General features: G+C 62.7%; 22 protein-coding genes and 4 pseudogenes. 13 read left to right on the top strand and 13 right to left on the bottom strand.

Going from position 1 to position 25867, the window contains the following annotated elements; translation table 11 throughout:
* Positions 1-61: 61 nt before the first annotated feature.
* Positions 62-208, bottom strand: a pseudogene (locus tag THL1_RS29770) (IS110 family transposase); the annotation flags it as partial.
* Positions 209-334: 126 nt separating this feature from the next.
* Between THL1_RS29770 and THL1_RS29765 the strand changes: the two are divergent.
* Positions 335-693 (top strand): annotated as a pseudogene (locus THL1_RS29765) (transposase); the annotation flags it as partial.
* Between the two features lie 201 nt (positions 694-894).
* On the top strand, positions 895-1536 hold the full coding sequence (locus THL1_RS17870) for a TetR family transcriptional regulator (RefSeq protein WP_145928331.1): 642 nt from the start codon (positions 895-897) through the stop codon (positions 1534-1536).
* Between the two features lie 9 nt (positions 1537-1545).
* Here the strand turns inward: THL1_RS17870 and THL1_RS29760 are convergent.
* Positions 1546-1736 (bottom strand): annotated as a pseudogene (locus tag THL1_RS29760) (IS3 family transposase); the annotation flags it as partial.
* Between the two features lie 125 nt (positions 1737-1861).
* Here THL1_RS29760 and THL1_RS17865 point away from each other — a divergent pair.
* The 4 genes and pseudogenes from THL1_RS17865 (at position 1862) to THL1_RS17850 (ending at position 7558) form a co-directional block, all read left to right on the top strand.
* A pseudogene (locus THL1_RS17865) lies at positions 1862-2816 on the top strand (IS630 family transposase).
* Between the two features lie 237 nt (positions 2817-3053).
* Complete coding sequence (dnaQ, locus tag THL1_RS17860; protein WP_069084479.1) at positions 3054-3815, top strand: DNA polymerase III subunit epsilon; 762 nt, start codon at positions 3054-3056, stop codon at positions 3813-3815.
* A gap of 105 nt (positions 3816-3920) precedes the next feature.
* The gene (locus THL1_RS17855; RefSeq protein ID WP_069084478.1) at positions 3921-6176 is read left to right on the top strand and encodes an Orn/Lys/Arg decarboxylase N-terminal domain-containing protein; all 2256 of its coding nucleotides are present in this window, start codon (positions 3921-3923) and stop codon (positions 6174-6176) included.
* 56 nt (positions 6177-6232) lie between these two features.
* The gene (locus THL1_RS17850; RefSeq protein ID WP_414703686.1) at positions 6233-7558 is read left to right on the top strand and encodes an amino acid permease; all 1326 of its coding nucleotides are present in this window, start codon (positions 6233-6235) and stop codon (positions 7556-7558) included.
* Here the strand turns inward: THL1_RS17850 and nhaB are convergent.
* Positions 7542-9044: a sodium/proton antiporter NhaB gene (gene nhaB, locus THL1_RS17845; protein WP_069084476.1), complete on the bottom strand. Its 1503-nt coding sequence runs from the start codon at positions 9042-9044 to the stop codon at positions 7542-7544. The genes THL1_RS17850 and nhaB overlap by 17 nt on opposite strands.
* A gap of 219 nt (positions 9045-9263) precedes the next feature.
* Here nhaB and THL1_RS17840 point away from each other — a divergent pair, with 219 nt between their 5' ends.
* Genes THL1_RS17840 through nudC form a run of 3 tightly spaced genes read left to right on the top strand, consistent with a single transcriptional unit; the run spans position 9264 to position 12629 of the window.
* On the top strand, positions 9264-10076 hold the full coding sequence (locus tag THL1_RS17840; RefSeq protein WP_069084475.1) for a crotonase/enoyl-CoA hydratase family protein: 813 nt from the start codon (positions 9264-9266) through the stop codon (positions 10074-10076).
* 38 nt (positions 10077-10114) lie between these two features.
* On the top strand, positions 10115-11794 hold the full coding sequence (locus THL1_RS17835) for a ferrous iron transporter B (protein ID WP_069084474.1): 1680 nt from the start codon (positions 10115-10117) through the stop codon (positions 11792-11794).
* 1 nt (position 11795) lies between these two features.
* Positions 11796-12629: an NAD(+) diphosphatase gene (nudC, locus tag THL1_RS17830; protein WP_069084473.1), complete on the top strand. Its 834-nt coding sequence runs from the start codon at positions 11796-11798 to the stop codon at positions 12627-12629.
* On the opposite strand, the gene THL1_RS17825 is transcribed toward nudC, so the two are convergent.
* The gene (locus tag THL1_RS17825; RefSeq protein WP_162493749.1) at positions 12603-13376 is read right to left on the bottom strand and encodes a TSUP family transporter; all 774 of its coding nucleotides are present in this window, start codon (positions 13374-13376) and stop codon (positions 12603-12605) included. The genes nudC and THL1_RS17825 overlap by 27 nt on opposite strands.
* A gap of 106 nt (positions 13377-13482) precedes the next feature.
* Here THL1_RS17825 and THL1_RS17820 point away from each other — a divergent pair, with 106 nt between their 5' ends.
* The gene (locus THL1_RS17820) at positions 13483-14133 is read left to right on the top strand and encodes a hypothetical protein (RefSeq protein ID WP_069084471.1); all 651 of its coding nucleotides are present in this window, start codon (positions 13483-13485) and stop codon (positions 14131-14133) included.
* A 112-nt stretch (positions 14134-14245) separates the two neighbouring features.
* Here THL1_RS17820 and THL1_RS17815 read toward each other — a convergent pair whose 3' ends face one another.
* The 4 genes from THL1_RS17815 to THL1_RS17800 all read right to left on the bottom strand — a co-directional run bounded on the left by THL1_RS17815 (position 14246) and on the right by THL1_RS17800 (position 17400).
* The gene (locus tag THL1_RS17815; RefSeq protein ID WP_069084470.1) at positions 14246-15013 is read right to left on the bottom strand and encodes an SDR family oxidoreductase; all 768 of its coding nucleotides are present in this window, start codon (positions 15011-15013) and stop codon (positions 14246-14248) included.
* A gap of 25 nt (positions 15014-15038) precedes the next feature.
* Positions 15039-16109, bottom strand: coding sequence for a phosphotransferase family protein (locus THL1_RS17810; protein WP_069084469.1), 1071 nt, complete (start codon positions 16107-16109; stop codon positions 15039-15041).
* A gap of 206 nt (positions 16110-16315) precedes the next feature.
* Complete coding sequence (locus THL1_RS17805) at positions 16316-16630, bottom strand: SCP2 sterol-binding domain-containing protein (RefSeq protein ID WP_069084468.1); 315 nt, start codon at positions 16628-16630, stop codon at positions 16316-16318.
* A 59-nt stretch (positions 16631-16689) separates the two neighbouring features.
* Positions 16690-17400 carry a histidine phosphatase family protein gene (locus THL1_RS17800; protein ID WP_069084467.1) on the bottom strand — a complete coding sequence of 237 codons (711 nt, stop codon included), beginning with the start codon at positions 17398-17400 and terminating at the stop codon, positions 16690-16692.
* 210 nt (positions 17401-17610) lie between these two features.
* On the opposite strand from THL1_RS17800, the gene sohB reads away from it, so the two are divergent.
* The gene (sohB, locus tag THL1_RS17795) at positions 17611-18636 is read left to right on the top strand and encodes a protease SohB (RefSeq protein WP_069084466.1); all 1026 of its coding nucleotides are present in this window, start codon (positions 17611-17613) and stop codon (positions 18634-18636) included.
* A 21-nt stretch (positions 18637-18657) separates the two neighbouring features.
* Here the strand turns inward: sohB and THL1_RS17790 are convergent, their stop codons facing one another.
* Entirely contained in the window at positions 18658-19512 is an 855-nt protein-coding gene (locus THL1_RS17790) for an alpha/beta fold hydrolase (RefSeq protein WP_069084465.1), read from the bottom strand.
* A 110-nt stretch (positions 19513-19622) separates the two neighbouring features.
* On the opposite strand from THL1_RS17790, the gene THL1_RS17785 reads away from it, so the two are divergent.
* Positions 19623-20201 carry a TetR/AcrR family transcriptional regulator gene (locus tag THL1_RS17785; protein WP_069084464.1) on the top strand — a complete coding sequence of 193 codons (579 nt, stop codon included), beginning with the start codon at positions 19623-19625 and terminating at the stop codon, positions 20199-20201.
* Positions 20202-20824: 623 nt separating this feature from the next.
* On the opposite strand, the gene THL1_RS17780 is transcribed toward THL1_RS17785, so the two are convergent.
* Positions 20825-21325, bottom strand: a complete 501-nt coding sequence (locus tag THL1_RS17780; protein ID WP_069084463.1) for a DUF934 domain-containing protein — start codon at positions 21323-21325, stop codon at positions 20825-20827.
* Entirely contained in the window at positions 21309-22967 is a 1659-nt protein-coding gene (locus THL1_RS17775) for a nitrite/sulfite reductase (protein ID WP_069084462.1), read from the bottom strand. The genes THL1_RS17780 and THL1_RS17775 overlap by 17 nt, the downstream gene beginning before the upstream one ends.
* Before the next feature lie 451 nt (positions 22968-23418).
* Between THL1_RS17775 and THL1_RS17770 the strand changes: the two genes are divergently transcribed.
* On the top strand, positions 23419-24504 hold the full coding sequence (locus tag THL1_RS17770; protein WP_069084461.1) for an ABC transporter substrate-binding protein: 1086 nt from the start codon (positions 23419-23421) through the stop codon (positions 24502-24504).
* A 3-nt stretch (positions 24505-24507) separates the two neighbouring features.
* Here THL1_RS17770 and THL1_RS17765 read toward each other — a convergent pair whose 3' ends face one another.
* Positions 24508-24726 (bottom strand): DUF2970 domain-containing protein, encoded by a 219-nt coding sequence (locus THL1_RS17765; protein WP_069084460.1) that lies wholly within the window; start codon positions 24724-24726, stop codon positions 24508-24510.
* A 92-nt stretch (positions 24727-24818) separates the two neighbouring features.
* On the bottom strand, positions 24819-25859 hold the full coding sequence (locus THL1_RS17760) for an RNA methyltransferase (RefSeq protein WP_069084459.1): 1041 nt from the start codon (positions 25857-25859) through the stop codon (positions 24819-24821).
* Positions 25860-25867: the final 8 nt, after the last annotated feature.

The following is a 25867-nucleotide window of genomic DNA, read 5'->3' as shown; positions in this document are numbered from 1 at the left end:
AGGCTATGGGGCGCGCGGAAAAAAGCAGAGCGTGGCGTGGAGGGAGTAACCATGTTCAACGTCAAGCATTTTGCGAACGGAAGTGGGCTTGATCCCGGATCATCGCGTTCAGAATCACCAGCAGCTTGCGCATGCAGATCACGATGGCGACCTTGCTCTTCCTGCCCGAAGCTTTCAGACGTTGGTACTGCGCCAGGATCGGTGGGTTCCTCATGCATGACGTTCTCCAGTTATCCAACCTTGCGAAACGGGCTTCAAACCGAGGCAGCCGTTCGGGCTAGCGGGGAGAGAAACCTGCTTCGACCCAAGCCCTTTCACGGTCTCATGACCAGATCGAGAAACGCTGACTGCCCGGGTACTGATCCGCTTTCTGGGTCGCCCGATGCGTGATGCCCAGGGCCGCAAGGTGTTCCTGATTCTCGACAACCTGCGCGTGCACCACAGCCGGAAGGTGAGCGCTTGGGTCGCTGAGCGCAAAGCGCACATCGAACTGTTCTTTCTGCCGGCCTATGCCCCGGAACTGAATCCTGACGAATAAATGGTGACTGGCAGCAGCAAGTCCGTATCGGCTTGCCCGCACGCAATCAGCAAGCACTGGAGGGGCGGGTGCGCTCGGTCATGAGACGCCTGCAATTACACCCCCAGAGAATCCGTGCTTACTTCAGGCGTCCGCGCATTGCTGATGCGGCTTGATTGGAGGTATTTGATTGCCGGGTTAATAGAAGAGGAAGACTCAATCCTTTAATGAGAGCAAAAACTATTCATTGAATGACAAATGTGTCTATTCGCAAAAATTCTCTATGCGTCATAAAAGGATTGTCGTAGCATCCGAAGCCATGGTAGAGACGGCCTATCTCAAGACAGGCTTAACAGGATGAAGACTAGAGAGGCACAGTGAAAACCACAGAAGAGTTGGGACGTCGCGAGAGAAAAAAACTTATGCTCCGCGAGGCTTTGATTGAAGCCGCATATAACTTGTTCGAGGAAAAAGGCTTCGAGGAAACGCGGGTCGAAGATATCACCGATAGAGTTGATGTCTCCTCTCGAACGTTTTTTCGGTATTTTTCGTCCAAGGAAGATGTTGTTCTCGACTATCAGGAAGTAGAGCACGATGAGGTGATCGTCGCACTTAAGGCGCGTCCTCAAGGCGAGCGGATTTTGACGACACTAAGACATGCGGTCGTAGAAGTCGTGCAAGGGTGTGAGGCGGGGTCGTACGGTTTAGACTCAAACCGCTTCAAAGTCTTGAAGCACCTGATCCGAGGGCATCCACTTGTCTGTGCGCGAAACCTGGAAAGAACCCAGGGCCGTAAACAAGTCCTTGTGGACGTGCTGGCGAAAAAAATGTGCGTTGACCCGCTGCTAGATACCCGTCCCGGTTTGGTCGCTGGGGTGTTGGAGTATGCGTACACGGCGGCCTACGAGATCTGGAAAGACCTTCCAGACGGCACTCGTATGTATTCCAAAGTGCTGGACGAAGTGTTCGAGGCGGTGGAGTCCGGCCTGAATTATCCGTGCCCTACGTCTGCCGGATAGCTTCGGGGTCTACCCCGTTTTCAAGGACAGTTTGAAAAGGGCTGAAAACTTCAAATCTTGCCGAGCGACTCTACGACGCATTCGAGGGTTATGAAACCGCTCGATGTGGTCGAATAGATCCGCCCGTGCTTCACACGAGTTCGATACGATTGATGGGCAACACGCTCCCGCTTGAGCGTAACCGCTCCATAAACCCCGTCTCCCGTTGGCGAGGCTTTGTGGTCAGGATGCGCTTGTCGGCGGGCAGTTCCACGGCAGCAGGGCTTCGAAGTCTTCGATGTTATTAACCTGGCAGTTAAATGGGGCATTTTGGGTGATTTGTGCCATGAAAACAGATGCCCGCAAACTCAGTCCTCACGCACAGCGCGAAAAGCGCGCCACCGCGCTGCGCATGTGTGAGCAGGGTTACACCTATAAGGCCATCAGCGGCGGCCAGCGTGGAGTACGCCACGGGGGTCGGCGCAGCCTGAGCCCCAGCCAGGAAGTGCTGATTCGCACCCTGATGACCGACAAGATGCCCGATCAGCTCAAGCTCGGCTTTGCGCTGTGGACGCGAGATGCCGTGCGCGAACTGATCCGCCAGCGCTGTGGTTTTCTCATGCCGGTTCGAACGGTGGGGGAATACCTCAAGCGTTGGGGCTACACCCCGCAACGACCGCTGCATCGGGCTTACCAGCAAAAACCAGAAGTGGTTCAGCGCTGGCTGGAAAACGAATACCCACGTATCGCCCCGCGCGCCAAGGTCGAGAACGCCGAGACTCAGTGGGGGACGAAACGGGCATGCGCAGCGACAGCCAGGCTGGCCGCAGCTACACCCCGATTGGTGAGACGCCAGGGCGTCAGGTCAGCGGCAGCCGTTTCGCCACCAACATGATTTCCACCGCGACCAATCGCGGCAAGCTGCGCTTCATGCTGTATCGAGAAACGCTGACTGCCCGGGTACTGATCCGCTTTCTGGGTCGCCCGATGCGTGATGCCCAGGGCCGCAAGGTGTTCCTGATTCTCGACAACCTGCGCGTGCACCACAGCCGGAAGGTGAGCGCTTGGGTCGCTGAGCGCAAAGCGCACATCGAACTGTTCTTTCTGCCGGCCTATGCCCCGGAACTGAATCCTGACGAACACTTGAATGGTGACTTGCAGCAGCAAGTCCGTACCGGCCTGCCCGCACGCAATCAGCAAGCACTGGAGGGGCGGGGCGCTCGGTCATGAGACGCCTGCAATTACGCCCCCAGAGAATCCTCACTTACTTCAAGTGTCCGCGCATTGCTGATGCGGCTTGATTGGGGGTATTTGATTGCCGGATTAATAGAAGAGAGGATGCCGGGCTCGTCAGCCTCGTAGAGTCAGGGGAACCGTTCGCCCTTGCCTGCGATGAAGGTTTTGACTGTGTAATTCATGTTTACATTGTGATGCACTTTCATGGAATAAAGGAGCGCGTTTACGCCTGTTCATCGGTCGTTGCGATAGTTTTCATCCGGCATGCTAAGATCTCGCGCGCACTTAAGGTTGGATATGCAATGACGGTTAACAAAACATCTGCTGGCAGGTTCGTAGTCCTCGACACCGAAACCACTGGCATGCCGGTCACCGATGGTCACCGGGTCATCGAGATCGGTTGCGTCGAGATGGAAGGCCGGCGCCTGACCGGGCGTCACTTCCACGTTTACCTGCAGCCCGACCGGGAAGTGGACGAAGGCGCCATCGCGGTACACGGCATCACCAACGAATTCCTGGTGGGCAAGCCGCGCTTCAAGGATGTTGCCGACGAGTTCTTCGAGTTCATCAAGGGCGCCGAGCTGATCATCCACAACGCGGCGTTCGACATCGGCTTCATCAATAACGAATTCGCCTTGCTGGGGCAGTCCGACCGCAGCGACGTCACCGAGTACTGCACGGTGCTCGACACCCTGATGATGGCGCGCGAGCGCCACCCGGGGCAGCGCAACAGCCTGGACGCCCTGTGCAAGCGCTACGACGTCGACAACTCCAACCGCGAGCTGCACGGCGCTTTGCTCGACGCCGAGATTCTTGCGGACGTCTACCTGGCGATGACCGGTGGTCAGACCAACCTGTCCCTCGCCGGTGAAGGTGGCGACGGCAGTGGTGGTCGTGCCCAGGCGTCGCCGATCCGCCGGTTGCCGGCCGATCGCGCGCGGGGCCGGGTGATCCGGGCCAGCGAAGAGGAACTCGCCGCCCACGCCGCGCGCCTGGCCGTCATCGAGAAGTCCGCCGGGGCACCAGCGCTCTGGGTGCAGATGGAAACGCCGCCGGCTTCCTGATTGCGACCTTTACGTACAGCCTGTGGTAGCGGGGGTACCGCCCCCGCGAGTGAGCTTCTACCCTGAGGACATAGGTGGGCCGAGCCCGCCCCTCAGGGAGCCACAATGTATAAAGAGCTCAAGTTCCCCGTCCTCATCGTTCATCGCGACATCAAAGCCGATACTGTTGCCGGCGACCGGGTTCGTGCCATCGCCCGCGAACTGGAACAGGAAGGCTTCACCATCCTCTCCACTGCCAGTTCCGCCGAAGGGCGCATCGTCGCCTCCACTCACCATGGGCTTGCCTGCATCCTGGTTGCCGCCGAAGGCGCCGGGGAAAACCAGCGGTTGCTTCAGGACATGGTGGAACTGATCCGCGTGGCTCGCGTTCGTGCGCCACAACTGCCGATTTTCGCCCTGGGCGAGCAGGTGACCATCGAGAACGCACCGGCCGAGGCCATGGCTGACCTCAACCAGCTGCGCGGGCTGCTTTATCTCTATGAGGACACCGTGCCCTTCCTGGCCCGCCAGGTGGCCCGTGCTGCACGCAGCTATCTGGAAGGGCTGCTGCCACCATTCTTCCGTGCCCTGGTCGAGCACACCGCGCAGTCCAACTATTCCTGGCACACGCCGGGGCATGGCGGCGGTGTGGCTTATCGCAAGAGCCCGGTGGGACAGGCCTTCCACCAGTTCTTCGGCGAGAACACCCTGCGTTCGGATCTTTCGGTGTCGGTGCCTGAACTGGGCTCGCTGCTCGATCACACCGGCCCGCTGGCGGAAGCCGAGGCGCGCGCCGCGCGGAATTTCGGTGCCGACCACACCTTCTTCGTGATCAACGGCACCTCGACGGCAAACAAGATCGTCTGGCATTCCATGGTGGGGCGCGACGACCTGGTGCTGGTGGACCGCAACTGCCACAAGTCCATCGTCCATTCGATCATCATGACCGGCGCCATTCCGCTCTACCTGACCCCCGAGCGCAATGAACTGGGCATCATCGGCCCCATTCCGCTCAGCGAATTCAGCCCTGAATCGATCCAGGCCAAGATCGATGCCAGCCCATTGGCCAAGGGGCGCGCGCCCAGGGTGAAGCTGGCCGTGGTGACCAACTCCACCTATGACGGCCTTTGCTACAACGCCGAGCTGATCAAGCAGGCCCTGGGCGATTCAGTGGACGTGCTGCATTTTGACGAGGCCTGGTACGCCTACGCTGCCTTCCACGAGTTCTATGCCGGGCGCTATGGCATGTGCACGCGCCGAGAGGAGCGTTCGCCGCTGGTGTTCACCACCCATTCCACTCACAAGCTGCTGGCCGCTTTCAGCCAGGCATCGATGATCCATGTGCAGGACGGCGGCGCGCGCCAGCTCGACCGGCACCGCTTCAACGAAGCCTTCATGATGCACATCTCCACCTCGCCCCAGTACGGCATCATCGCCTCTCTCGACGTGGCGTCGGCCATGATGGAAGGGCCTGCCGGGCGCTCGCTGATCCAGGAAACCTTCGACGAGGCGCTGCGCTTCCGCCGGGCCCTGGCCAACGTGCGGCAGAACCTGGCGGCGGATGACTGGTGGTTCGGCATCTGGCAGCCGCCACTGGTGGAAGGCGCCGAAGCCGTTGCCACCGGGGACTGGCTGCTGCACCCGGAGGCGGACTGGCATGGTTTCGGCGAGGTGGCGCAAGACTATGTGCTGCTGGACCCGATCAAAGTCACGCTGGTGACGCCAGGCCTGACCGCCGACGGCAAGCTGGGCGAACAGGGTATTCCGGCGGCGGTGGTCAGCAAATTCCTCTGGGAACGCGGCCTGGTGGTGGAGAAAACCGGTCTCTATTCCTTCCTGGTGCTCTTCTCCATGGGCATCACCAAGGGCAAGTGGAGCACCCTGCTCACCGAGTTGCTGGAATTCAAGCGTGGCTACGACGCGAACCAGCCTCTGGCCCAGGCGCTGCCGTCGATTGCCGAGGCTCAGGGTGCGCGATACGCCGGCATGGGCCTGCGCGACCTGTGCGACGCCCTGCACGCCTGCTACCGCAACAGCGCCACGCCCAAAGCGCTCCGGCGCATGTACACCAACCTGCCGGAGCTGGCGATGAAGCCGGCGGATGCCTATGACAAACTGGTTCGCGGCGAGGTGGAACCGGTGCCCCTGGACCGGCTGCAAGGGCGTATTGCTGCGGTGATGCTGGTGCCCTATCCGCCGGGTATTCCGCTGATCATGCCGGGAGAGCGGTTCACGGCTCAGACTCGCGCGATCATCGACTACCTGGAGTTCGCACGAACCTTCGACCTGAGCTTCCCCGGCTTCGATATCGACGTGCATGGCCTGAACTGTCAGGAAAGTCCTACAGGCCGCTGCTATACAGTGGACTGCATCAGGGAATAGATCGGCCAGCGGGGGAAGCGATGGCGACAGGGAATGGGGTGAAACCGCGCGGCAGCATGGGGTTCTGGACCTGCACCGCGCTGGTGGTCGGCAACATGATCGGCTCGGGCGTGTTCCTGCTGCCCTCCAGCTTGGCGGCTTACGGAGGCCTCAGCCTGTTCGGCTGGCTGATCTCGAGTACCGGGGCCGTGATCCTGGCGCTGACATTCGCCCGCCTGGCCCGGCTCAACCCTTCCGCCGGCGGCCCTTATGCTTACACCCGCGACGGCTTCGGCAGTTTCGCTGGCTACCTCTGTGCCTGGACCTACTGGAAGGCGGCCTGGATCGGCAACGCGGCGATTTCGGTGACCCTGGTGGGCTATCTGCAGGTGTTTTTTCCGGCCCTGCGTGATCCGGTGCTGATGGTGACCACGGCGATCGGTGCCATCTGGCTCTGCACCCTGATCAACCTGCGCGGTATCAGTGCCTTCGGTCTGGTACAGAACCTGCTCACTGTCCTCAAGCTGGTGCCGCTGCTGTTGGTGGGTGTGCTCGGTTGGTTCTCCTTCAACCCCGAATACCTGCGCATTCCCGAAGCCAGTGAGCTTCCAGGCGGTGTCGGTTACGCCCAGGGCATTGCCACCACGGCGGCGCTGACGCTCTGGTCCTTCATCGGCCTGGAGTCGGCGACCGTGCCGGCGGACCATGTCGACAACCCCAAGCGCACCATCCCGCGTGCCACGGTGTTTGGCACCCTGGTGGCGGCTGGCGTCTATATCCTCTCCATCACCGCCGTGCAGGGTGTGCTGCCGCCGGACGTGCTGATGCGTTCCACCGCGCCCTTCGCCGATGCCGCGCGGGTGCTGATGGGCGACTGGGGTTATCACCTGGTGGCGGGGGGCGCAGTGATCGCCTGCCTTGGCGCGCTGAACGGCTGGGTGCTGTTGCAGGGCCAGATTCCGATGGCCACCGCTCGCGATGGCCTGCTGCCAGAGTCCCTGGCAAAGACCAACAAGCATGATGTGCCGGCCAACGGCCTGCTGATTTCCGGTGTGCTGGTCACTGCGCTGGTGCTGGTGGATGGCCAGGGCGACCTGGTGGACGTGTTCAACGTAATCATCCTGCTCGGCACCATGACCGGCGTGGTGCCCTACGCCTTCTGCACGGCCGCGCTGCTGCAGCAATTGGCCGTGAAGCCCGGCGACTTCTCCGACCGCGAGCGCGGTCGGCTGGTCGCCATCGGCGTGCTGGGTTTCGTCTACTCCATCTGGGCGCTCTACGGCACCGGCGAGCAGGCCATCTTCTGGGGCTTCCTGGTCTTGATGGCCGGCATTCCGCTCTACACCTGGCGCCAGTGGCGCAACCGGGTGCAGGCGGACGCGGCCGTCAGAGCCAGTGGCTGACGGCCCACCAGCCGAGCACGCCCATCACGATGGTGTAGGGCAGCGCCATCCAGACCATGCGCCCATAGGACAGGCGCACCAGCGGCGCGATGGATGACGTGAGCAGGAAGAGGAAGGCTGCCTGGCCGTTCGGGGTGGCCACGCTGGGCAGGTTGGTGCCGGTGTTGATGGCCACTGCCAGCGTGTCGAAATGCTCCCGCGTCATTTCACCGGATTCCAGCGCGTTCTTCACTTCGGTGATGTAGATGGTGGCGACGAATACGTTGTCGCTGATGGCCGACAGCAAACCGTTGGCGATGAACAGCATGCCCGGTTGCTGGTCCGTCGGTAGTGCCAGCACCGCCTGGATGATCGGCGTGAACAGGTGCTGCTGCTGGATCACCGCCACCACTGCGAAGAAGGTCACCAGCAGCGCGGTGAAGGGCAGGGCGTCCTGAAAGGCACGGCCGATCTGGTGTTCGTCGGTGATGCCATTGAAGCTGGTGATCAGCACGATGACCATCAGGCCGATCAGGCCTACCTCCGCCACATGCAGGGCCAGGCAGAGGATCAGGATCAGTGCGGCCGCGCCCTGCACCATCAGGGCGAGGCGCTGGGACTGGGTGCGTCGGGCATTCTCTTCGTGGGCGAAATCGGTCAGCACCTGGCGCACGCTGCCAGGCAGCTCGGCGCCATAGCCGAACCAGCGCAGCTTCTCCAGCAGCATGCAGGTCAGCAGGCCCGCCACCAGCACCGGCATGGATACCGGCGCCACGCGCAGGAAGAACTCCTTGAAGTGCCAACCGGCCTCGTGGCCGATCAGCAGGTTCTGTGGCTCACCCACCAGGGTACAGACGCCGCCCAGGGCGGTGCCCACCGCCGCGTGCATCAACAGGCTGCGGAGGAAGGCGCGGAAGGTGTCCAGGTCTTCGCGGCTGGAGCTGGCCACCTCGCTGTCGGAGTCAGGGTTGTGCTCATCGCCCAAGCCCTTGCCCGAGGCGACACGGTGGTAGACGCCATAGAAGCCGAGGGCGACGCTGATGATCACGGCCGTCACCGTCAGGGCGTCGAGAAAGGCCGAGAGGAAGGCGGCGAGCAGGCAGAACATCAGGGCCAGCAAGCTCTTGCTGCGCACGCCTAGCAGCAGGCGGGAGAACAGGAGCAGCAGCAGGTCCTTCATGAAATAGATGCCCGCCACCATGAACATCAGCAGCAGGATGACCGGGAAGTTGTGCTGCAGCTCCTCGTAAACGGCGGCGGGCGTTGCCAGGTCCAGCAGCAACGCTTCTACTACCAGCAGGCCGCCCGGTAGCAGCGGGTAGCATTTGAGCGCCATCGCCAGGGCGAAGATGAACTCGCCCACCAGCAGCCAGGAACAGACCACCGGCCCGAGCAGCCAGAGCACCAGCGGATTGAGCAACAGGAAGGCGACGATCGAGAGCTTGTACCAGCGAGGCGAATGGCCGAGGAAGTTGCGGCCGAGGACGGTGGCAGGCGAGGCGGGCATTGAGGTTGTCCTTGGTCTTGTCATTCGTGGAAGGCGCAGCGAAGTTGCCAGTGCGTATCAGGTAGATCAAGCGTTTAAGGCGGCTTTTCGATGCGAGGTGGCAATTGCATGGCGTGGCCTGCGTCACAGTGGGCGGCATCGACTTTTACCTCGTGCTTGTTATAGTTGCCGGGCTTCTGAATGACCCCATCTTCTATGGCGCACGCCGAGGACTGACCGGTGCCTGACTACAAAGCCTTCCGCGTAGAGTTGGCAGACAAGATCGCCCATGTGCAGATCAACCGTCCTGAAAAGATCAACGCGATGAACGCCGATTTCTGGAAGGAAATCGTCGAGATCTTCCGCGAGATCGAGGACAACGACGAAGTCCGGGTTGTGGTGCTCTCCGGCGCCGGCAAGCATTTCTCCTCCGGCATCGACCTGATGATGCTCGCCTCGGTCGGCGCGCAACTGGGCCCGGATACCGGGCGCAACGCACGCACCCTGCGGCGCAAGATTCTCGAATTGCAGGCCTCCTTCAACGCGGTCGACAACTGCAGCAAGCCGGTGATAGCGGCCATTCAGGGCTACTGCCTGGGTGGCGCCATCGACCTGGTTTCGGCCTGCGACATGCGCTACTCGACCACCGACGCGCAGTTCTCCATCAAGGAAATCGACATCGGCATGGCCGCCGACGTCGGCACCCTGCAGCGCCTGCCGCGCATCATCGGCGATGGCATGATGCGCGAACTGGCCTACACCGGCCGCACCATCGATGGTGAAGAGGCCCTGCGCCTGGGGCTGGTCAACCGTACCTATACCGACCAGGACTCCCTGCTCGACGGCGTGTTTGGCATCGCCCGCGAGATCGCCGCCAAGTCGCCCATAGCCGTGCGCGGCACCAAGGAAATGATCCGCTACATGCGCGACCACCGGGTCGACGACGGACTCGAGTACGTTGCTACCTGGAACGCGTCGATGTTGCAGTCGGCCGACCTGCGCGTGGCCATGACCGCCCACATGAGCAAGCAGAAGCCAGAGTTCGCTGACTGATGCAATACCGCACATTCGCGCGGGAGGCGCACTAAGGCATGGTCACGGGAGTTACTTCACTGGGACTGGTGCGCGACGAGCTGTTCGCCACCATGGAACAGGCCGAACAGAGCCTCGAGCAATTCATTGCCGAGCGCCAGAATGGCAGCCTGCTGCAACAGGCGGTGGAGGCCATGCACCAGGTGCGTGGCACCCTCAACCTGATCGAACTGACCGGCGCCGAGCTGCTGGCCCAGGAGCAGCTGGACCAGGCCACCGACATTCCTGCCGGTGCGGGCGAGGAACGTGACGTCCAGCTGTCGGCGTTGAGCAATGCCCTGCATGTCCTGCGTCGCTATCTGGAAAACCTGGACGTGCATCGCCAGGAAATGCCCGAGTTGCTGCTGCCGGCGATCAACGACCTGCGGCAGGCCGGTGGACAGCCGCCGCTGCCGGAAAGCTATTTCTTCAGCGTGCGCCTGGACCAGGCGCGCCAGGGCTCGGCGTGGGCCAAGCTGCCCGAAGGGAGCGATCCTGATGCGCTGGCCCGGCGTTTGCGCCAGGTTTACCAGCAAGGCTTGCTCGGTTTCCTGCGTGGTCAGAATGTGCCGAGTGCCCTGCGCCTGATGGAGCGTGCACTGGTCGGCCTTGAGCGTCTGTTTGCCGAGCAGCCCCGTGGCCGGCTGTGCTGGATCGGCGCCGCGGCCCTCGAATCCCAGCGTGACGGCCAACTTCTGGCGCGCAAGTCGCGCAAGCAGCTGTTCTCGCGCCTGGATCGCGAACTCAAGCTGATGCTCACCAACGTGGCCTATGAGGCACCGCGCAGCCTGCAGAAGGAGCTTTTGTACCTGGTTGCGCTGGCCGACAGCCAGGGCGTGCGCTCACGCGAATTGCGCGATGCCTTCGGCATGACCTCGCTGCCGTTCACCGACCAGCTCCTGGAGCAGGAGTACCAGCGTCTTTCCGGCCCCGGCCAAGCGGTGATGCGTTCGCTGTCCTCGGCCATCTTCGAAGAGCTGAACAGCGTCAAGGACATGATCGACCTGATCGAGCGCGGTACCGCACCGGGCGAGTCCTTCGAGACCCTGCACGCGCTGCTGGGCAAGCTGGCGAAAACGCTGGTCATGGTCGGCCTGAACTCTCCGGGTAACGCTTTGCAGGCGCAGCTGCCGATGGTGGCGACCTGGACCGTCGCCGCGCCGGTCGAACCCACAGAACTGCTCAAACTGGCCGATGCCGTGCTCTATGTGGAAAGCATGGTGGCGGGTCTGGACAGCGGCGAACGGCGTGGGGTGCGCCAGGTAGTCGAGCCTGGCCACGAAGCGGAATCCTTTGCCAACCACCAGTTGGCTGAAGCGCGTATCGTGGTGCTGGATGAAGCCCAGGCCAGCCTTGCCCTGGCCAAGCGCGCCATCACGTCGTACCTGGAGTCCAACGGCGACAAGCCGCACCTGGCCAACGTGCCGGTGAGCCTGCAGGCGGTTCGCGGCGGCCTCTGGTTCCTCGGCCAGGAGCGGGCAGCCGCCCTGGTGGGTGCCTGTGGCGAGTACATTCAGCAACAGATGCTGGAGTCCTCTCTCATGCCTTCGGAGCAGATGCTGGAAACCCTGGCGGATGCCCTGACCAGCCTCGAGTACTACCTCGAAGGTGGTGCCGGGATGCGTCGTGGCTTCCAGCCCGATGTGCTGGACCTGGCGGCCAACAGCGTGCGGGTGCTGGGCCTGCCGGTGGCGGCCTGATATGTCCGCTGAGCGCTGGCAGCCGGGCCTGCTGGACACCTCCCAGGCGGGAGGATGGGTCGTGGCCCACTGCCGTCAGCAGTTCCTCGCCGATGGCAATGGCGTGCTGTTCCCCCGCCAATGGCTGAAGCGCCAGGAACTGCCGGTGCTTGCCGAACACGGCATCGGCCACTTCGACGGTGATCCCATTTACCTGCTGGAGCTGGCCCATCCGGTCGAGGTGGCCGGTTTCTTCTGGCAGGGCCTGCGCCAGGTGATGCTGCAGGGGGATGTCGACATCTTCCGCATGCTGGGTTACGCCAGTCAGATCGGTACCTGGGCTGACCAGCACCGCTTCTGTGGAAGCTGCGGCTTGCGCATGGAAGGGGTGCCCGGCGAGCGCGCGATGCGTTGTCCGGGTTGCGAAGTCCATCATTACCCCCGGCTGTCGCCGAGCATGATCGTCCTGGTCAGCCGCGGCGATGAGCTGCTGCTGGCGCGTTCACCGCGCTTCGTCGCCGGCGTCTACAGCACTCTGGCCGGCTTCGTCGAGCCGGGGGAGTCGGTGGAGGCCTGCGTAGCCCGCGAAGTGCGGGAAGAGGTGGGCGTGGAGATCGGCAACATCCAGTACATCGCCAGCCAGAACTGGCCATTCCCGCATTCCCTGATGCTGGGCTTCCATGCCGAATACCGCAGCGGGGAGATCGTGCCGCAGCCGGGCGAGATCGAGGATGCCCGCTGGTTCCCAGTCGATGCGCTGCCGCCGTTGCCGGCGCAGCGCTCCATCGCCCGTTACCTCATCGACCTCTATGTGGCGCGGCGTCTCGGCCTAACCGACCCAGTGCTGCCACACTAGGCGCGCTGTCAGGGCCAGTACCACCAGGATGAACACCGGGCGGATGAACTTGGCACCGCCCTTGATAGCTGTCCGCGCGCCGAGGAAGGCGCCGGCCATCAGTGCGATGCCCATGCTGATTCCCAGTGCCCAGGCCACCTGGCCGGCGGCAATGAACACCACCAGCGCCATCGCATTGCTGACGAAGTTCATGCTTCGGGCAACGCCGCTGGCGCGCACCAGGTCCAGCGGATAGAGCAGCAGGCTGCTGACGGTCCAGAACGCGCCCGTGCCCGGGCCGGCGACGCCATCGTAGAAACCGAGCCCCAGGCCTTGAGGCCATTGGCGGCGCTTGAGAATCGGTGCGTCATGGCTGTGTTCGACGTCCGGCGTCTTGCCGAACAACAGGTAGATACCGCAGCCGAAAACCACCACTGGCAGCATCTGGTTGAGCCAGGCCGCTGGCAGCCAATGTGCGATCACTGCGCCCAGGGCGGCGCCTATCGCAGTAGCGAGCAGCGCGTTGCGCCATTTCGAGGGATCGAACAGCTTGCGCCGGTAGAAGGTGTAACTGGCGGTGGCCGAGCCGAAGGTGGCGCAGAGCTTGTTGGTACCCAGCACCAGATGCGGTGGCAAGCCGGCAGTGAGCAGGGCGGGGATGGTCAGCAGGCCGCCGCCGCCGGCGATGGCGTCGATGAATCCGGCAAGGAAGGCAACAGCGGCGAGAATCGCCAGGGTGGCGGGATCGACCGCCAGCTCGAAGGGGATTGGCATGTAAAACGAGGTCCGTGTCTACAACTGCCGCGTGGCTTGTGGCTGCGGCGGGGGGAGTTGCGCATAATGCCGGCAATTTCACGCATAAGGAATGGGCTCCATGCAGTATGACGGCCTGGCTTGGGCGACCGCCCTGCTGGCAGTGTTGGTCGCAGTGGTGGCGGGGCGCATCCTCTTCGATCGCAGCTGGTTCCTCGGTTGGCTTCGGGGCACCTGTGGTCTGGTGTTCCTTGCGCTGGCGCTGCTCGTGGCACTGGTAGCCCGGGACTTGTGGAGCTACAGCGAGTTGCCGGTAGACAAGCCGCTGGTGACCCTGAACTTCAAGTCGGTGGGCCCGCAGAGCTATCAGGTGACCGTGCTGGAAGGCGCTGCCGAGCGTGAGCTGCTGCTGGACGGTGACCTCTGGCAACTGGACGCCCGACTGTTCAAGTGGAAAGGCCTAGGCGAACTGCTGGGGCTGCAGCCGGGTTACCGCCTGGAGCGCCTCTCGGGCCGCTTCCTGGCCATCGAGCAGCAGGCCCTGGCGCAGCATCCCCGTGCGCAGCTGGCCACCAGCCCCTACGGTGTCGATCTCTGGCGCTGGCTGCGTCTCGCCCAGCGCGACTTCTTCCTCTTCGTGCCGGAGGCGCAGCGGGTGACCTACCTGCCCATGGCTGATAGTGCGGTCTACTCCGTTCGGCTTTCACCCACGGGCCTGATGGCCGAGCCGCTCAACCAGGCGGCCAAGGAAGCACTGAAGGACTGGCGCTGATTTCAGGGCACCCCACTGTGGGAGCGAATTTATTCGCGAATGAATTCGCTCCCACAGAATCGGGAGCATGAAAAAGGGAGCCCTCGGGCTCCCTTTTTCATGGGCGTGATCCTCAGGAAAGGAAGCCGCCATCAACGTTCAGCGCAACGCCCGTGGTGTAGCTGGACGCATCGCTGGCGAGGTACAGGACGGCGCCGGCCATTTCGCTCGGGTCGGCGACGCGCTTGAGCGGAATGCGCTGCAGGGCGACGTTGAGGATGGCGTCATTCTTTACCAGGGCGGAGGCGAACTTGGTGTCGGTCAGGCCAGGCAGCAGCGCATTGCAGCGGATGCCGAATTGCGCGCACTCCTTGGCGAAGACCTTGGTCATGCTGATCACGGCAGCCTTGGTGACGGAGTAGATGCCCTGGAACTCGCCCGGCGAGACACCGTTGATGGAAGCGACGTTGATGATGCTGCCACCACCGTTCTGCTTCATCAGCTTGCCGCCTTCGATGGACATGAAGTAGTAGCCACGGATGTTGACGTCCACGGTCTTCTGGAAGGCCGACAGGTCGGTGTCCAGCACGTTGCAGAATTGCGGGTTGGTGGCCGCGTTGTTGACCAGAATGTCGAGACGGCCGAACTTCTCGCGGATCTTGGCGAATACGTTCTGGATCTGCTCCATCTCGCCGATATGGCAGGCGATGGCAGTGGCTTTGCCGCCCTCGGCAATGATGGCGTCGGCCACGGCCTGGCAGCCCTCGATCTTGCGGCTGGAAACGATCACGTGAGCGCCTTGCTGGGCCAGCAGCTTGGCAATGGCTTCACCGATACCGCGGCTGGCGCCGGAAACGAAGGCGATCTTGCCGTCGAGGTCGAACAGGTTGGTCTTGGACATGGGGTTCCCCTTGTTGTAAGCCGGTTTACAGCCGTGATTGGTTGATGACCTGCAGGCTCATCTGCTCCAGCAACTTGTTCATGTGAATGAACTGGGCAAAGCGCTTGTCCTGGGTCTGGCCATGGAAGTAGCGGTAGTAGATCTGCTGCACGATACCGGCCAGGCGGAACAGGCCGTAGGTGTAGTAGAAATCGAGGTTTTCGATGCGCGGCAGGCCGGCGCGCTCGGCGTAGTAGTCGGCGAATTCCTGGCGGGTCAGCATGCCCGGCAGGTGGCTCGGCTGACGGCGCATCAGTTGCACGGGCGCCGGGTCCCTGGCCTCGATCCAGTAGGCAAGGGTATTGCCCAGGTCCATCAGCGGATCGCCGAGGGTGGTCAGTTCCCAGTCCAGCACGCCGATGATGTTCATCGGGTTGGCCGGGTCGAGGATGACGTTGTCGAAGCGGTAGTCGTTGTGGACGATGCCTGGCTTGGCGTGGTCGGCCGGCATCTTGTCCTTGAGCCAGGCCTTGACTGGTTCCCAAGTCGGAGCGTCGGGGGTCAGGGCTTTCTCGTAGCGGTCGCTCCAGCCGCCGATCTGGCGCTGCACATAGCCTTCCGGCTTGCCCAGGTCGCCCAGGCCGCAGGCGTTGTAGTCGACGTTGTGCAACTCCACCAGCTTGTCGATGAAGCTGTGGCAGAGGCTGCGGGTCTGCTGCTCGTCGAGGCTCATGCCGGCGGGCAGGTCAGCGCGCAGGATCACGCCGTTGACCCGCTGCATCACGTAGAACTCGGCGCCGATCACCGACTCGTCGGTGCAGTGCACATAGGCTTTGGGGCAATAGGGAAAACCGGCGTTGAGCTGGTTGAGGATACGGAACTCGCGGCCCATGTCGTGGGCGGATTTGGCCTTGTGGCCGAACGGCGGCCGACGCAGCACGAACTCTTGATCGGGGTATTCCAGCAGGTAGGTCAGGTTGGAGGCGCCGCCGGGAAACTGGCTGATGCGCGGCGTGCCGGTAAGGCCGGCGATGTTGGCCTTGAGGTACTGGTCGATAACGGCGGCGTCGAGCTCTTCGCCTTCGCGGATACGGGTGGACTGATCAGTAAGCGTCATGCTTATCCCTTCTACTTATGATGGGGGCTCGAGACTATTCGCTAATCTAATGCCGCCTTTAAGGCGTCACAAGCTGAACGAGCCGTTATAGATAAAGGTGTTGCAGCACAATCAGGCTGCCTGATTCGCCCATACAGCCTGCACCGGGCGAAAAAAAACCGGAGCCCTGGGACTCCGGTTTCTTGTTCGTGATCCGAGCGTTGAGCTTAGACCGGGAACAGTTCGCCGAGCTTCATGGCCAGCATCATGTCGCCTTCGGCGCGCAGCTTGCCGCCCATGAAGGCCTGCATGCCGTCGGTTTCGCCAGTCATGATGCCAACCAGGGTGGCGCTGTCCATGATCAGGGTGACGTTCGGGTTCGGGGCGTCGCCTTGTTGTACGTCGCAGGTACCGTCTTTCACCACCAGGTAGTGGTTGTCGCCGTCTTCGATGTTGAACTGGAATACCAGGTCCAGGCCAGCGGCGGCACCGGCGTTGAACTTGGACTGCATGGTTTTGACGATGTCAGCAACGTTGGTCATGGTGTTTTCCTTTTTCTAGGGTTTTATCCAGCGGCCTTTCCGGCCGCAGTGGGCCGGGCTCAGCGATAGGTGATGAGCTCCGGCGCCTTCAACAGTTCCAGATGCACATGACTGTTGAAGGAAGCCAGGGTCACCTCGCTGCCGCGGAACTTCAGGCGGTTGAGCGAGGTGTTGACGATCTGCCAGTTGAGGCCGAAGGCGCTCTCGGCTGGTATGCCGGTCACCAGGTGAAGCAGGGCGGTGATGGTGCCGCCGGAGGTGAACACGGCGATGTTCTGCTTGCTGTCCGCCTGGGTCAGGATGCGCTCGAGCCCACCGCGAACCTGCTCGACGAAGGCCTGCCAGCTTTGCAATCCGGGCTTGTCGTGCTCGCCCGAAACCCAGCGCAGCACCAGTTTGGAGAACAGGCGCTGGAACTCGGCCCGGTTCTGCGCGGCGTTGCGCAATATCTGCAGGGCCTCGGGTTCTTCCGGGAGCAGGTCGGGGAGCAGGGCGCGTATCACCGCGTCGGCGTCGAATTCGTTGAAGGCAGGGTCGATCTGGATGGCGGGTGAACCGAGGCCGGCGGCATCGAACTGCGCCAGCGCGGCCTGCGCGGTGTGCTGCTGCCGGCGCAGGTCGCCGCTGTAGCAGCGATCAAGGCGCAGGCCAAGTTGGGCAAGGTGCGCACCCAGCACCTCGGCCTGACGGATACCGACGGGCGAGAGCACATCGTAGTCATCGGCGCCGAAGGAAGCCTGGCCATGTCGAATCAGGTAGATGCTGCCCACGTACTGGCGTCCCGCGAGGTTGAAAGTTTCGCGAGGTTATGAGGAAGGCGGAGACCTGTCAACGAAAAAACATACGCTTGTTTGAATGCATTTCCACTGTTTATGCAGACGTTTCCGGCCGCTGGCGAGGCGGGGGTTGCACCGTTATGCTTGCGGGTCTTTGCGCCGCCGAGAGGCTGGCGCCAGCAGGGGAATCAAGGGGGAATACAGGTGGAATTCTTTGCCGAGTATGCAGGCTTCCTGGCCAGGACCGTGACGGTGCTGGTGGCCATTCTGGTGGTGCTTGTCGCCATCGCAGCCCTGCGCGGCCGCAATCGGCGGGCGGCGAGTGGGCATCTGGATGTGCGCAAGCTCAATGACTTCTACAAGGGCCTGCACGAGCGCCTGGAGCAATCGGTGCTGGACAAGGTGCACCTCAAGGCCGCCCGCAAGGCAGAGGCCAAGGCGGCCAAGCAGGCGAAGAAGTCTGCCAGGCAGAAGCCGCGAGTCTTCGTGCTGGATTTCGACGGTGACATCAAGGCTTCGGCCACTGACCACCTGCGCCATGAGGTAACGGCACTGCTGACCATGGCCACGGACAAGGACGAGGTGGTGGTGCGCCTGGAAAGCGGCGGCGGCATGGTGCACAGCTACGGCCTGGCTTCATCGCAGTTGGCGCGCATTCGCGAGGCCGGCGTGCCGCTCACCGTCTGCGTGGACAAGGTGGCGGCCAGCGGCGGCTACATGATGGCCTGCATCGGCCAGAAGATCCTCGCTGCGCCGTTCTCCATCATTGGCTCTATCGGCGTCGTGGCGCAGCTGCCCAATGTGCATCGCCTGCTGAAGAAGCACGACATCGATTTTGAGGTGCTCACCGCCGGGGAGTACAAGCGCACCCTGACGGTATTCGGCGAGAACACCGAGAAGGGCCGGCAGAAGTTTCAGGAAGACCTCGAAACCACCCATGAATTGTTCAAGGGGTTCGTTGGCCGCTACCGCCCGCAGCTGGACATGGCCGAGATTGCCACGGGCGAAGTCTGGCTGGGGATGGCCGCGCTGGAGAAGCAACTGGTGGATGAGTTGCGCACCAGTGACGAATACCTCGCCGAACGCGCCAGGGAGGCCGAGCTGTTCCATCTGCACTTTGCCGCGCGCAAGAGCCTGCAGGAACGCGTCGGCCTTGCCGCCAGCGTGGCGATCGATCGCGTGTTGCTGAACTGGTGGAGCCGGCTCAGCCAGCAGCGGTTCTGGCAGTAGGTCCATCACGCCCGGACTGGGTCACGCCAGTTCGGGCAGCAGCACTCCCTGCCAGAGGGACTGCTCATACTGCGGCTTGAAGAAGCCGAAGTGGCCGATGGATTTCTCGCCCACGTCCGCCGGGGCGATGCGTTTGAAGTGCTTCTCCGCCTGGCGATAGAACCCGTGCAGTGACTCGGTATTGCGCCCGGACATCATCTCGTCGTCAGTGAAGGAGATGGAGGTGATGGGCGTACGCACTGCGGAATAGGCTTCTCGCACGCGCTCGCCTTCAGCACCTACCGCGTATTCCGGGTCCAGGCACCAGCGGCGCCACTGCGTGATCACGCCCTTGGGCAGGTCGCCGACCATCCCTAAGCGCTTGCCGGGGAAGTAGCCGGCCAGTGGCGTTGCCAGTGGCGCCACCAGGAACCACAACAGCCAGACGCGGCGGCGCAGTTCGGCGGTGTTCTCACGCCAATAGCCGCTGCCCGTGGCGATGGTCAGTACTTTGCTGATGCGCTCGGCGCCTTCCACAAATGGCAGGATCTGCCCGCCCAGGCTATGGCCGATCCAGTACAGCGGCTTGTCGTCCGCGGCGTTGGCCACGAGCGAGAGCATGGTGCTGCAGTCATGGCGGGCCCAGTCGAGGATGTCCACGTCCAGGTCACGCAGATGGCCGTTGCGTGACTGGCCCATGCCGACATAGTCGAAGGTGGCGACCAGGTAGCCGCGTTCCGCCAGCCAGGTTGCGAAAGACGCGTAGTAGCGCTGCGGCACGCCCATGGCGGGTACTATCAGCACCGCGGCCTGAACCTCACCTTCGGGGCGGAACCAGTTGGCGCTGATGGTGTGGCCGTTGCCGTTGTCGATCCGGGTTTCTGTCGAGCTGATCATTGCATCCGTCCTGGCGTGGAAAGGGCTTTTGGAAAAACGCGAACCCGGGCAGTATACGAAAACTAGAAAAGTATTCTAGAAAAATATTCTAGTCTCATCAGAGGAAGTTCATGGGCCGTCCCTCCCGCAAAGACGACATTCTCCAGGCCGCGCTGGCCTGCTTCAGCGAACAGGGCGTGGATGCCACCACCATCGAGATGATCCGCGACCGCTCCGGGGCCAGCATCGGTAGCCTCTACCACCATTTCGGCAACAAGGAGCGGATCATCGCCGCGCTCTATCTGGAGGGTGTCAGCGGATACGCGCGTTTGCTGGAGGCGGGCTTCGCCGAGGTGGACAACGCCGAGGGCTGCATCAAGCTGCTGGTGGCCTGCTACATCGACTGGGTGCTGGCGAATCCGGACTGGGCGCGCTTCATCCTGCACAGCCGAGGCAGGGTCGAGGCGAGTGAGTTGGGAGAACAGCTGCGCGAGACCAATCGTTTGCACCATGGACGAATAGAAGAGGTCCTGCGGCCCTACCGCGAGCAGGGCGCCTACCGCGAAATGCCGCGCGACTGCTTTGTTTCTGTCGTCATCGGGCCGGTCCAGGACTTCACCCGCAACTGGCTGGCCGGACGCACCCGCACCCAGCTGGCGGATTGTCGCGAACTGTTCATGCAGGTGGCCTGGGATGCGGTGCGTGCCTAGACCTGGCGCCCCATGCACTTGTGGGAGCGAATTCATTGGCTATGTCTGCGTTAAGTGTTGCTAGAACGCCCTGAGCCCAGCTGCTTATCGAGTTCTGCGGATGTTTCTGGTTTCGCCTCCCGGCGAGTCTCTTTTGGCAGTCGTCGGAATGCCGCACCACCCAAAAGTAACCAAAAAGGCTTGCCCCTGCATCCGGCCCGGCTTCGCCGGGTTCCCTCCCTCCATCGTTGCTCCGGGGGCGCGGCGAGAGGGGCCATCCATGGCCCCACACGCCTCTCGCGGCATCCATGCCGCTCGTCCCCCTACGCAACGATTCCGCTCGGCCTCCTGAAGGGGCGGAGTCGCCGCCCCACCGCTTCTGCCCGGTTTCAGGCCCGTGTGGGCTTCAGCATGCTTGGTGCCTCGCCGGTGCGAGTCACCCCTCTACCTCTGGGAGAGGGGCGGGGGTGAGGGCTGTGTCAGCTGGCGCGGAGGTTTTAAAGTCCCGTGATAGAGCGCTTCATTCAACGCTGCAACAGCTAACGCAGATATAGCCAATTCATTCGCGATTGAAATCGCTCCCACAGAATCCCGCCCAACAAAAAGCCCCGCATCTTGTGCGGGGCTCTTTGTGGGGGCCTGACTCAGGCCGAGCGGCGGCGGAACAGCGGCAGGGGCTGGTCGCTGGACGCCTGGTAGACCTCGGCGAATTCCTCGAAGGCCTTGAGGGCATCGTATGGGTCCTTGTCTGCGCGCAGGGCAAAGGCGTCGAAGCCGCAGCGGCGCAGTGCGAACAGCTGGTCGCGCAGTACATCGCCGATGGCGCGTACTTCGCCCTTGTAGCCGTAGCGCTGACGCAGCAGGTAGGCGGTGGAGGAGTGGCGCCCGTCGGTGAAGGCAGGGAAGTTCAGCGCGATGACCTGGAAGTGCTCCAGGTCGCCGGCGATCTCTTCGATCTCTTCACCGCTGTCCAGCCAGACGCCGAGGCCGCCGTCACGGGCTTTCAGCGCATGGGCGTGGTCGCACCAGAGGGCGAGCGGGACGATGATGTCGTCACAGTTGGGAATGCCATCCAGGGTCGCGTCCTTGGCCAGCAGGTGCCAGGTTTCGTCGATTACCTGGCCGTTCTTAATGATTCGCTGCATATACGCGCTCCTTGAACGGGTCGATACCGATACGACGGAAGGTGTCGAGGAATTGCTCGTCTTCGGTGCGCTGTTCCACGTAGACCTTGATGATCTTCTCGATCACGTCGGCCATTTCGTCCTGGGCGAAGGACGGGCCGAGGATCTGCGCCAGGCTGGCGTCACGGCCGGCGCTGCCGCCGAGGGACACCTGGTAGAACTCCTGGCCCTTCTTGTCCACGCCGAGAATGCCGATGTGGCCGACGTGGTGATGGCCGCAGGCGTTCATGCAGCCGGAGATGTTCAGGTCGAGGTTGCCGATGTCGAACAGGTAGTCCAGGTCGTCGAAGCGACGTTGGATGGCTTCGGCCACGGGAATCGACTTGGCGTTGGCCAGGGAGCAGAAGTCGCCGCCTGGGCAGCAGATGATGTCGGTCAGCAGGCCCACGTTCGGGGTGGCGAAGCCGAGTTCACGCAGTTCGCCCCACAGGGTGAACAACTGCGCCTGCTCGACGTCGGCCAGGATGATGTTCTGGTTATGGCTGTTGCGTACTTCACTGAAGCTGTAGCGATCGGCCAGGTCGGCGATGGCATCCAACTGCTTGTCGGTGACATCGCCCGGAGCAACGCCGGTGGGTTTCAGCGACAGGGTCACGGCAGCGTAGCCGGGTTTCTTGTGGGCGATCACGTTGCGCTCGCGCCAGCGGGAGAAACCGGGGTGCTCGGCATCCAGGGCGGCGAGGGCTGCGTCCTGGTCTTCCAGCGCCTTGTAGTCCGGGTCGACGAAGTGCTTGGCAACGCGTGCCACTTCGGCTTCGGTCAGGGTGGTGGGGCCGTCTTTCAGGTGGGCCCACTCGGCGTTCACGCGCTCAGCGAAGACTTCCGGGGTCAGTGCCTTGACCAGGATCTTGATGCGCGCCTTGTACTTGTTATCGCGACGGCCATAGCGGTTGTACACGCGCAGGATGGCGTCGAGATAGCTGATCAGGTGCCGCCAGGGCAGGAACTCGTTGATGAAGCTGCCCACGATCGGGGTACGGCCCAGGCCGCCACCGACGGACACGCGGAAGCCCAGTTCGCCGGCTTCGTTCTGCACCGCTTCCAGGCCGATGTCGTGGACTTCGATGGCGGCGCGGTCGCTCACGGCGCCATTGACGGCGATCTTGAACTTGCGCGGCAGGTGGGAGAATTCCGGGTGGAAGGTGGACCACTGGCGAATGATCTCGCACCAGGGGCGCGGGTCCACGAGTTCGTCACGAGCAACGCCGGCGAACTGATCGGTGGTGGTGTTGCGGATGCAGTTGCCGCTGGTCTGGATTGCGTGCATCTGCACGGTGGCCAGCTCGGCGAGGATTTCCGGCACATCTTCCAGTTCCGGCCAGTTGTACTGCACGTTCTGGCGGGTGCTGATGTGGGCGTAGCCCTTGTCGTAGTCGCGAGCGATCTGTGCCAGCTTGCGCACCTGGACGGAAGAGAGCAGGCCGTAGGGCACGGCGACGCGCAGCATGGGCGCGTAGCGCTGGATGTACAGGCCATTCTGCAGGCGCAGCGGGCGGAATTCCTCGCCCGAAAGCTCGCCTTCCAGATAGCGGCGGGTCTGATCGCGGAACTGCTTGACGCGGTCCTCGACGATCCGTTGATCGTACTCGTCGTATACGTACATGAAAAATCCTGTTGTCAGGCTGCTTACAGCTTTTCTGCGCGCACGGCCGCGCACTCCCCGCGGAGCCGGAGGAAGATACCAGTTCGGGGTTATGCGCAAAAGTGATGTTTGAATATATGCAAAGAACAGAAAGTTATTGATGGAGGAAGGGGCATAACCCTTCTGCTTGAGGCCCTGTGGAGGCTGGTCTTTACTCGAAGTGCAAGCCGCCTATAACCACAACAACGGGGGACGTCATGACCGATCATTCCGAAGGCTCCAATCGCGACAGCAAGGTCGATGCCTGGGCCATCTTCTTCCTGATCCTGATCGCCGTTTCCACCGCAGTATTCTGGGTCAGTCACCAATAAGTAATGTGCGGGGCGGGCTGGGTTCGACCAGTCCGCTCCGATGTACCCGGCAACCCTGCGATAAGCAGTTATACTGCGCCGCTGCTTTTCAGGGTGATGGAATGAAAGGACGTTGTGCCTCCCTTCTGTTTGTTCTCTGCCTGGGGCTCAGCCAATCGCTGAGTGCCGCGTCCGTTGTGTTTCTCAATCCGGGCCGCACCCATGAGCCTTTCTGGGCCAGCTATGTCCAGTTCATGCAGGCGGCCGCCGATGATCTGGGCATGGAGCTGGATGTGCGGTATGCCGAGCGTGACCTGAACCGCATGCTGAGCCAGGCTCGCGAGGTGCTGCAGGGCGACGATCGCCCTGATTACCTGGTGTTCGTGAACGAGCAATATGCCGGCCCGGAAATCCTGCGGCTGGCGCGCGGCAGTGGGGTGAAGCTGTTCACGGTGAACAGTAACCTGACGCCCGATCAGCAAACCCTCACCGGAGGCACCCGGGAGCGTTACCCCGACTGGATCGGCAGCATGGTTCCCAATGATGAGGAGGCCGGTTACCTGATGGCGCGCACGCTCCTGGAACTACAGGCGCGTCGGGCGCTTGGCCAGCCCTTCGACATGCTGGCTTTCTCCGGTGTCAAGCAGACACCCGCCGCCCAGCTTCGTGAGCAGGGCCTCATGCGGGCCCTGGCCGGCTTCCCCAATGCCCGGCTGCGGCAGCTGGTCTACAGCGAGTGGAATCGTGAGCGCGCCTATACCCAGGCCGTGCAGCTGTTCCAGCGCTATCCGGATGTGAAGCTGGTGTGGTCAGCCAACGATGAAATGGCCTTTGGTGCCATGAAGGCCGCCACCGAGTTGGGGTACAGGCCGGGCGAGGACCTGCTGTTCTCCGGCTTGAACAATTCCCCGGAAGTCCTGCGCACCTATCTCGATGGGAAGATCAACGCCCTGGTCAGCGGCCATTTCACCCTCGGCGGCTGGGCCATGGTGCTCCTGCATGACTACGATGCCGGCGTTGATTTTGCCCGTCATGGCGGCAAGGACCGCGAGGTACGGCTGTTCATCGCCCTGGACCGGGACAAGGCAACACGCCTCTTGCGGCATATCGAGCGGCAAGGCTATGACCTGGATTTTCGTGCCTTCAGCCTGGTGGGCAAGAAGGGCGCACGCGATTACCACTTCTCCCTGGAGCCGCTGATCGACTGAGGTTCAAACGCCTGCCAGGTGGAGCACCAGCTTCACCAGGCCGAAGAGCAGCAGCACAAAGACAGCGGTGAACAGCACGCCCAGGATGATGAAGTGGCTGGGCTTGCCACGGCTGAAGTCGCGGGTCCGATTCTTACCACTCTGCACGCCGAAAGCGGCCGCCAACACGCTTTGCAGCATTTCGCGGAAGCTCAGGGGTTGATCGTTGTTCTTGTCGTCCATGGGGCACCTCCTGGCCTGACCCGCGCGACGGCCTTCAATTCTTTCACAGCCTCTGAGCTTAGCTCGTCGGCCCGGAAATGCTGTCCATTTGCTCAGGTGCTGGCGTGCCGCAGGCAGCGGGTATCGATCAGTTCCACGGCGCGGGCACGGAGCTGGCCGCAGCCACCTTCGACGTCCTGGCCCGCGGAGTTTCGGACCTTAGTGAGAATGCCGCGGCTGTGCAGGTAGCGGACCATCTGCACGATGCGGTCGCCGTCAGGGCGCTGGTACTCGTCGTCGTCCAGGCTGTTGTACGGAATCAGGTTCAGCACCGCGTACTTGCCCTTGAGCAGGCGCAGGATGCCGTCCATTTCTTCCAGGCTGTCGTTGATGCCGCGCAACAGGGTCCATTGGTACTGGATGGGGTAACCGATGGTGCGCGCGTAGCGTTCGCCCAGGTCCACCAGTTCATCCGGCGTGATTCGTGGTGCCTTGGGCAGCAGTCGCTCGCGCAGATCAGCGCGGGTGGTGTGCAGGGACAGCGCCAGGGCGGGTTTGACCCGTTCCTGGGGCAAGCGCTCGAAGACGCGCCTATCGCCCACGGTGGAAAACACCAGGTTCTTGTGGCCGATGCCGCCGTCGGTGCCCAGCAGGTCGATGGCTTCCAGCACGTTGTCGAGGTTGTGTGCCGGCTCGCCCATGCCCATGAACACCACTTTCTTCACTGGCCGGAAGCGGCGGGCGAGAGCGACCTGGGCAACGATCTCGGCACTGCCCACCTGGCGCAACAGGCCGCTCTTGCCGGTCATGCAGAAGACGCAGCCCACGGCGCAACCGACCTGCGTGGAGACGCACAGGCCGTCGCGGGGCAGCAGCACGCTTTCCACCATCTGGCCATCGCTCAGCGCTACCAGCAGTCGGGCCGAGCCGTCGGCACCCGGATGCTCCGAGCGCAGGCGCACCAGCCCTTCCAGCTCTTCAGCCAGGGCGGGCAGGCCGTCGCGAACGCGGAGCGGCAGGAAGTGTTCGGTGTGCTGCCGGCGGGTGCCTGCATCCAGGGCCTTGCCCTGCAGCCAGGCACGCACCACCCGGCCAGCATGGGCGGGTTTGGCGCCGAGGTCGGCGAGGCGTTGATGGATGTCGGGGATTCGCATGGGGCGCG

Origin of the sequence: Pseudomonas sp. TCU-HL1 (assembly GCF_001708505.1) — a bacterium.
Lineage (GTDB): Bacteria > Pseudomonadota > Gammaproteobacteria > Pseudomonadales > Pseudomonadaceae > Metapseudomonas.
This window is presented reverse-complemented; position numbering and strand designations above follow the sequence as displayed.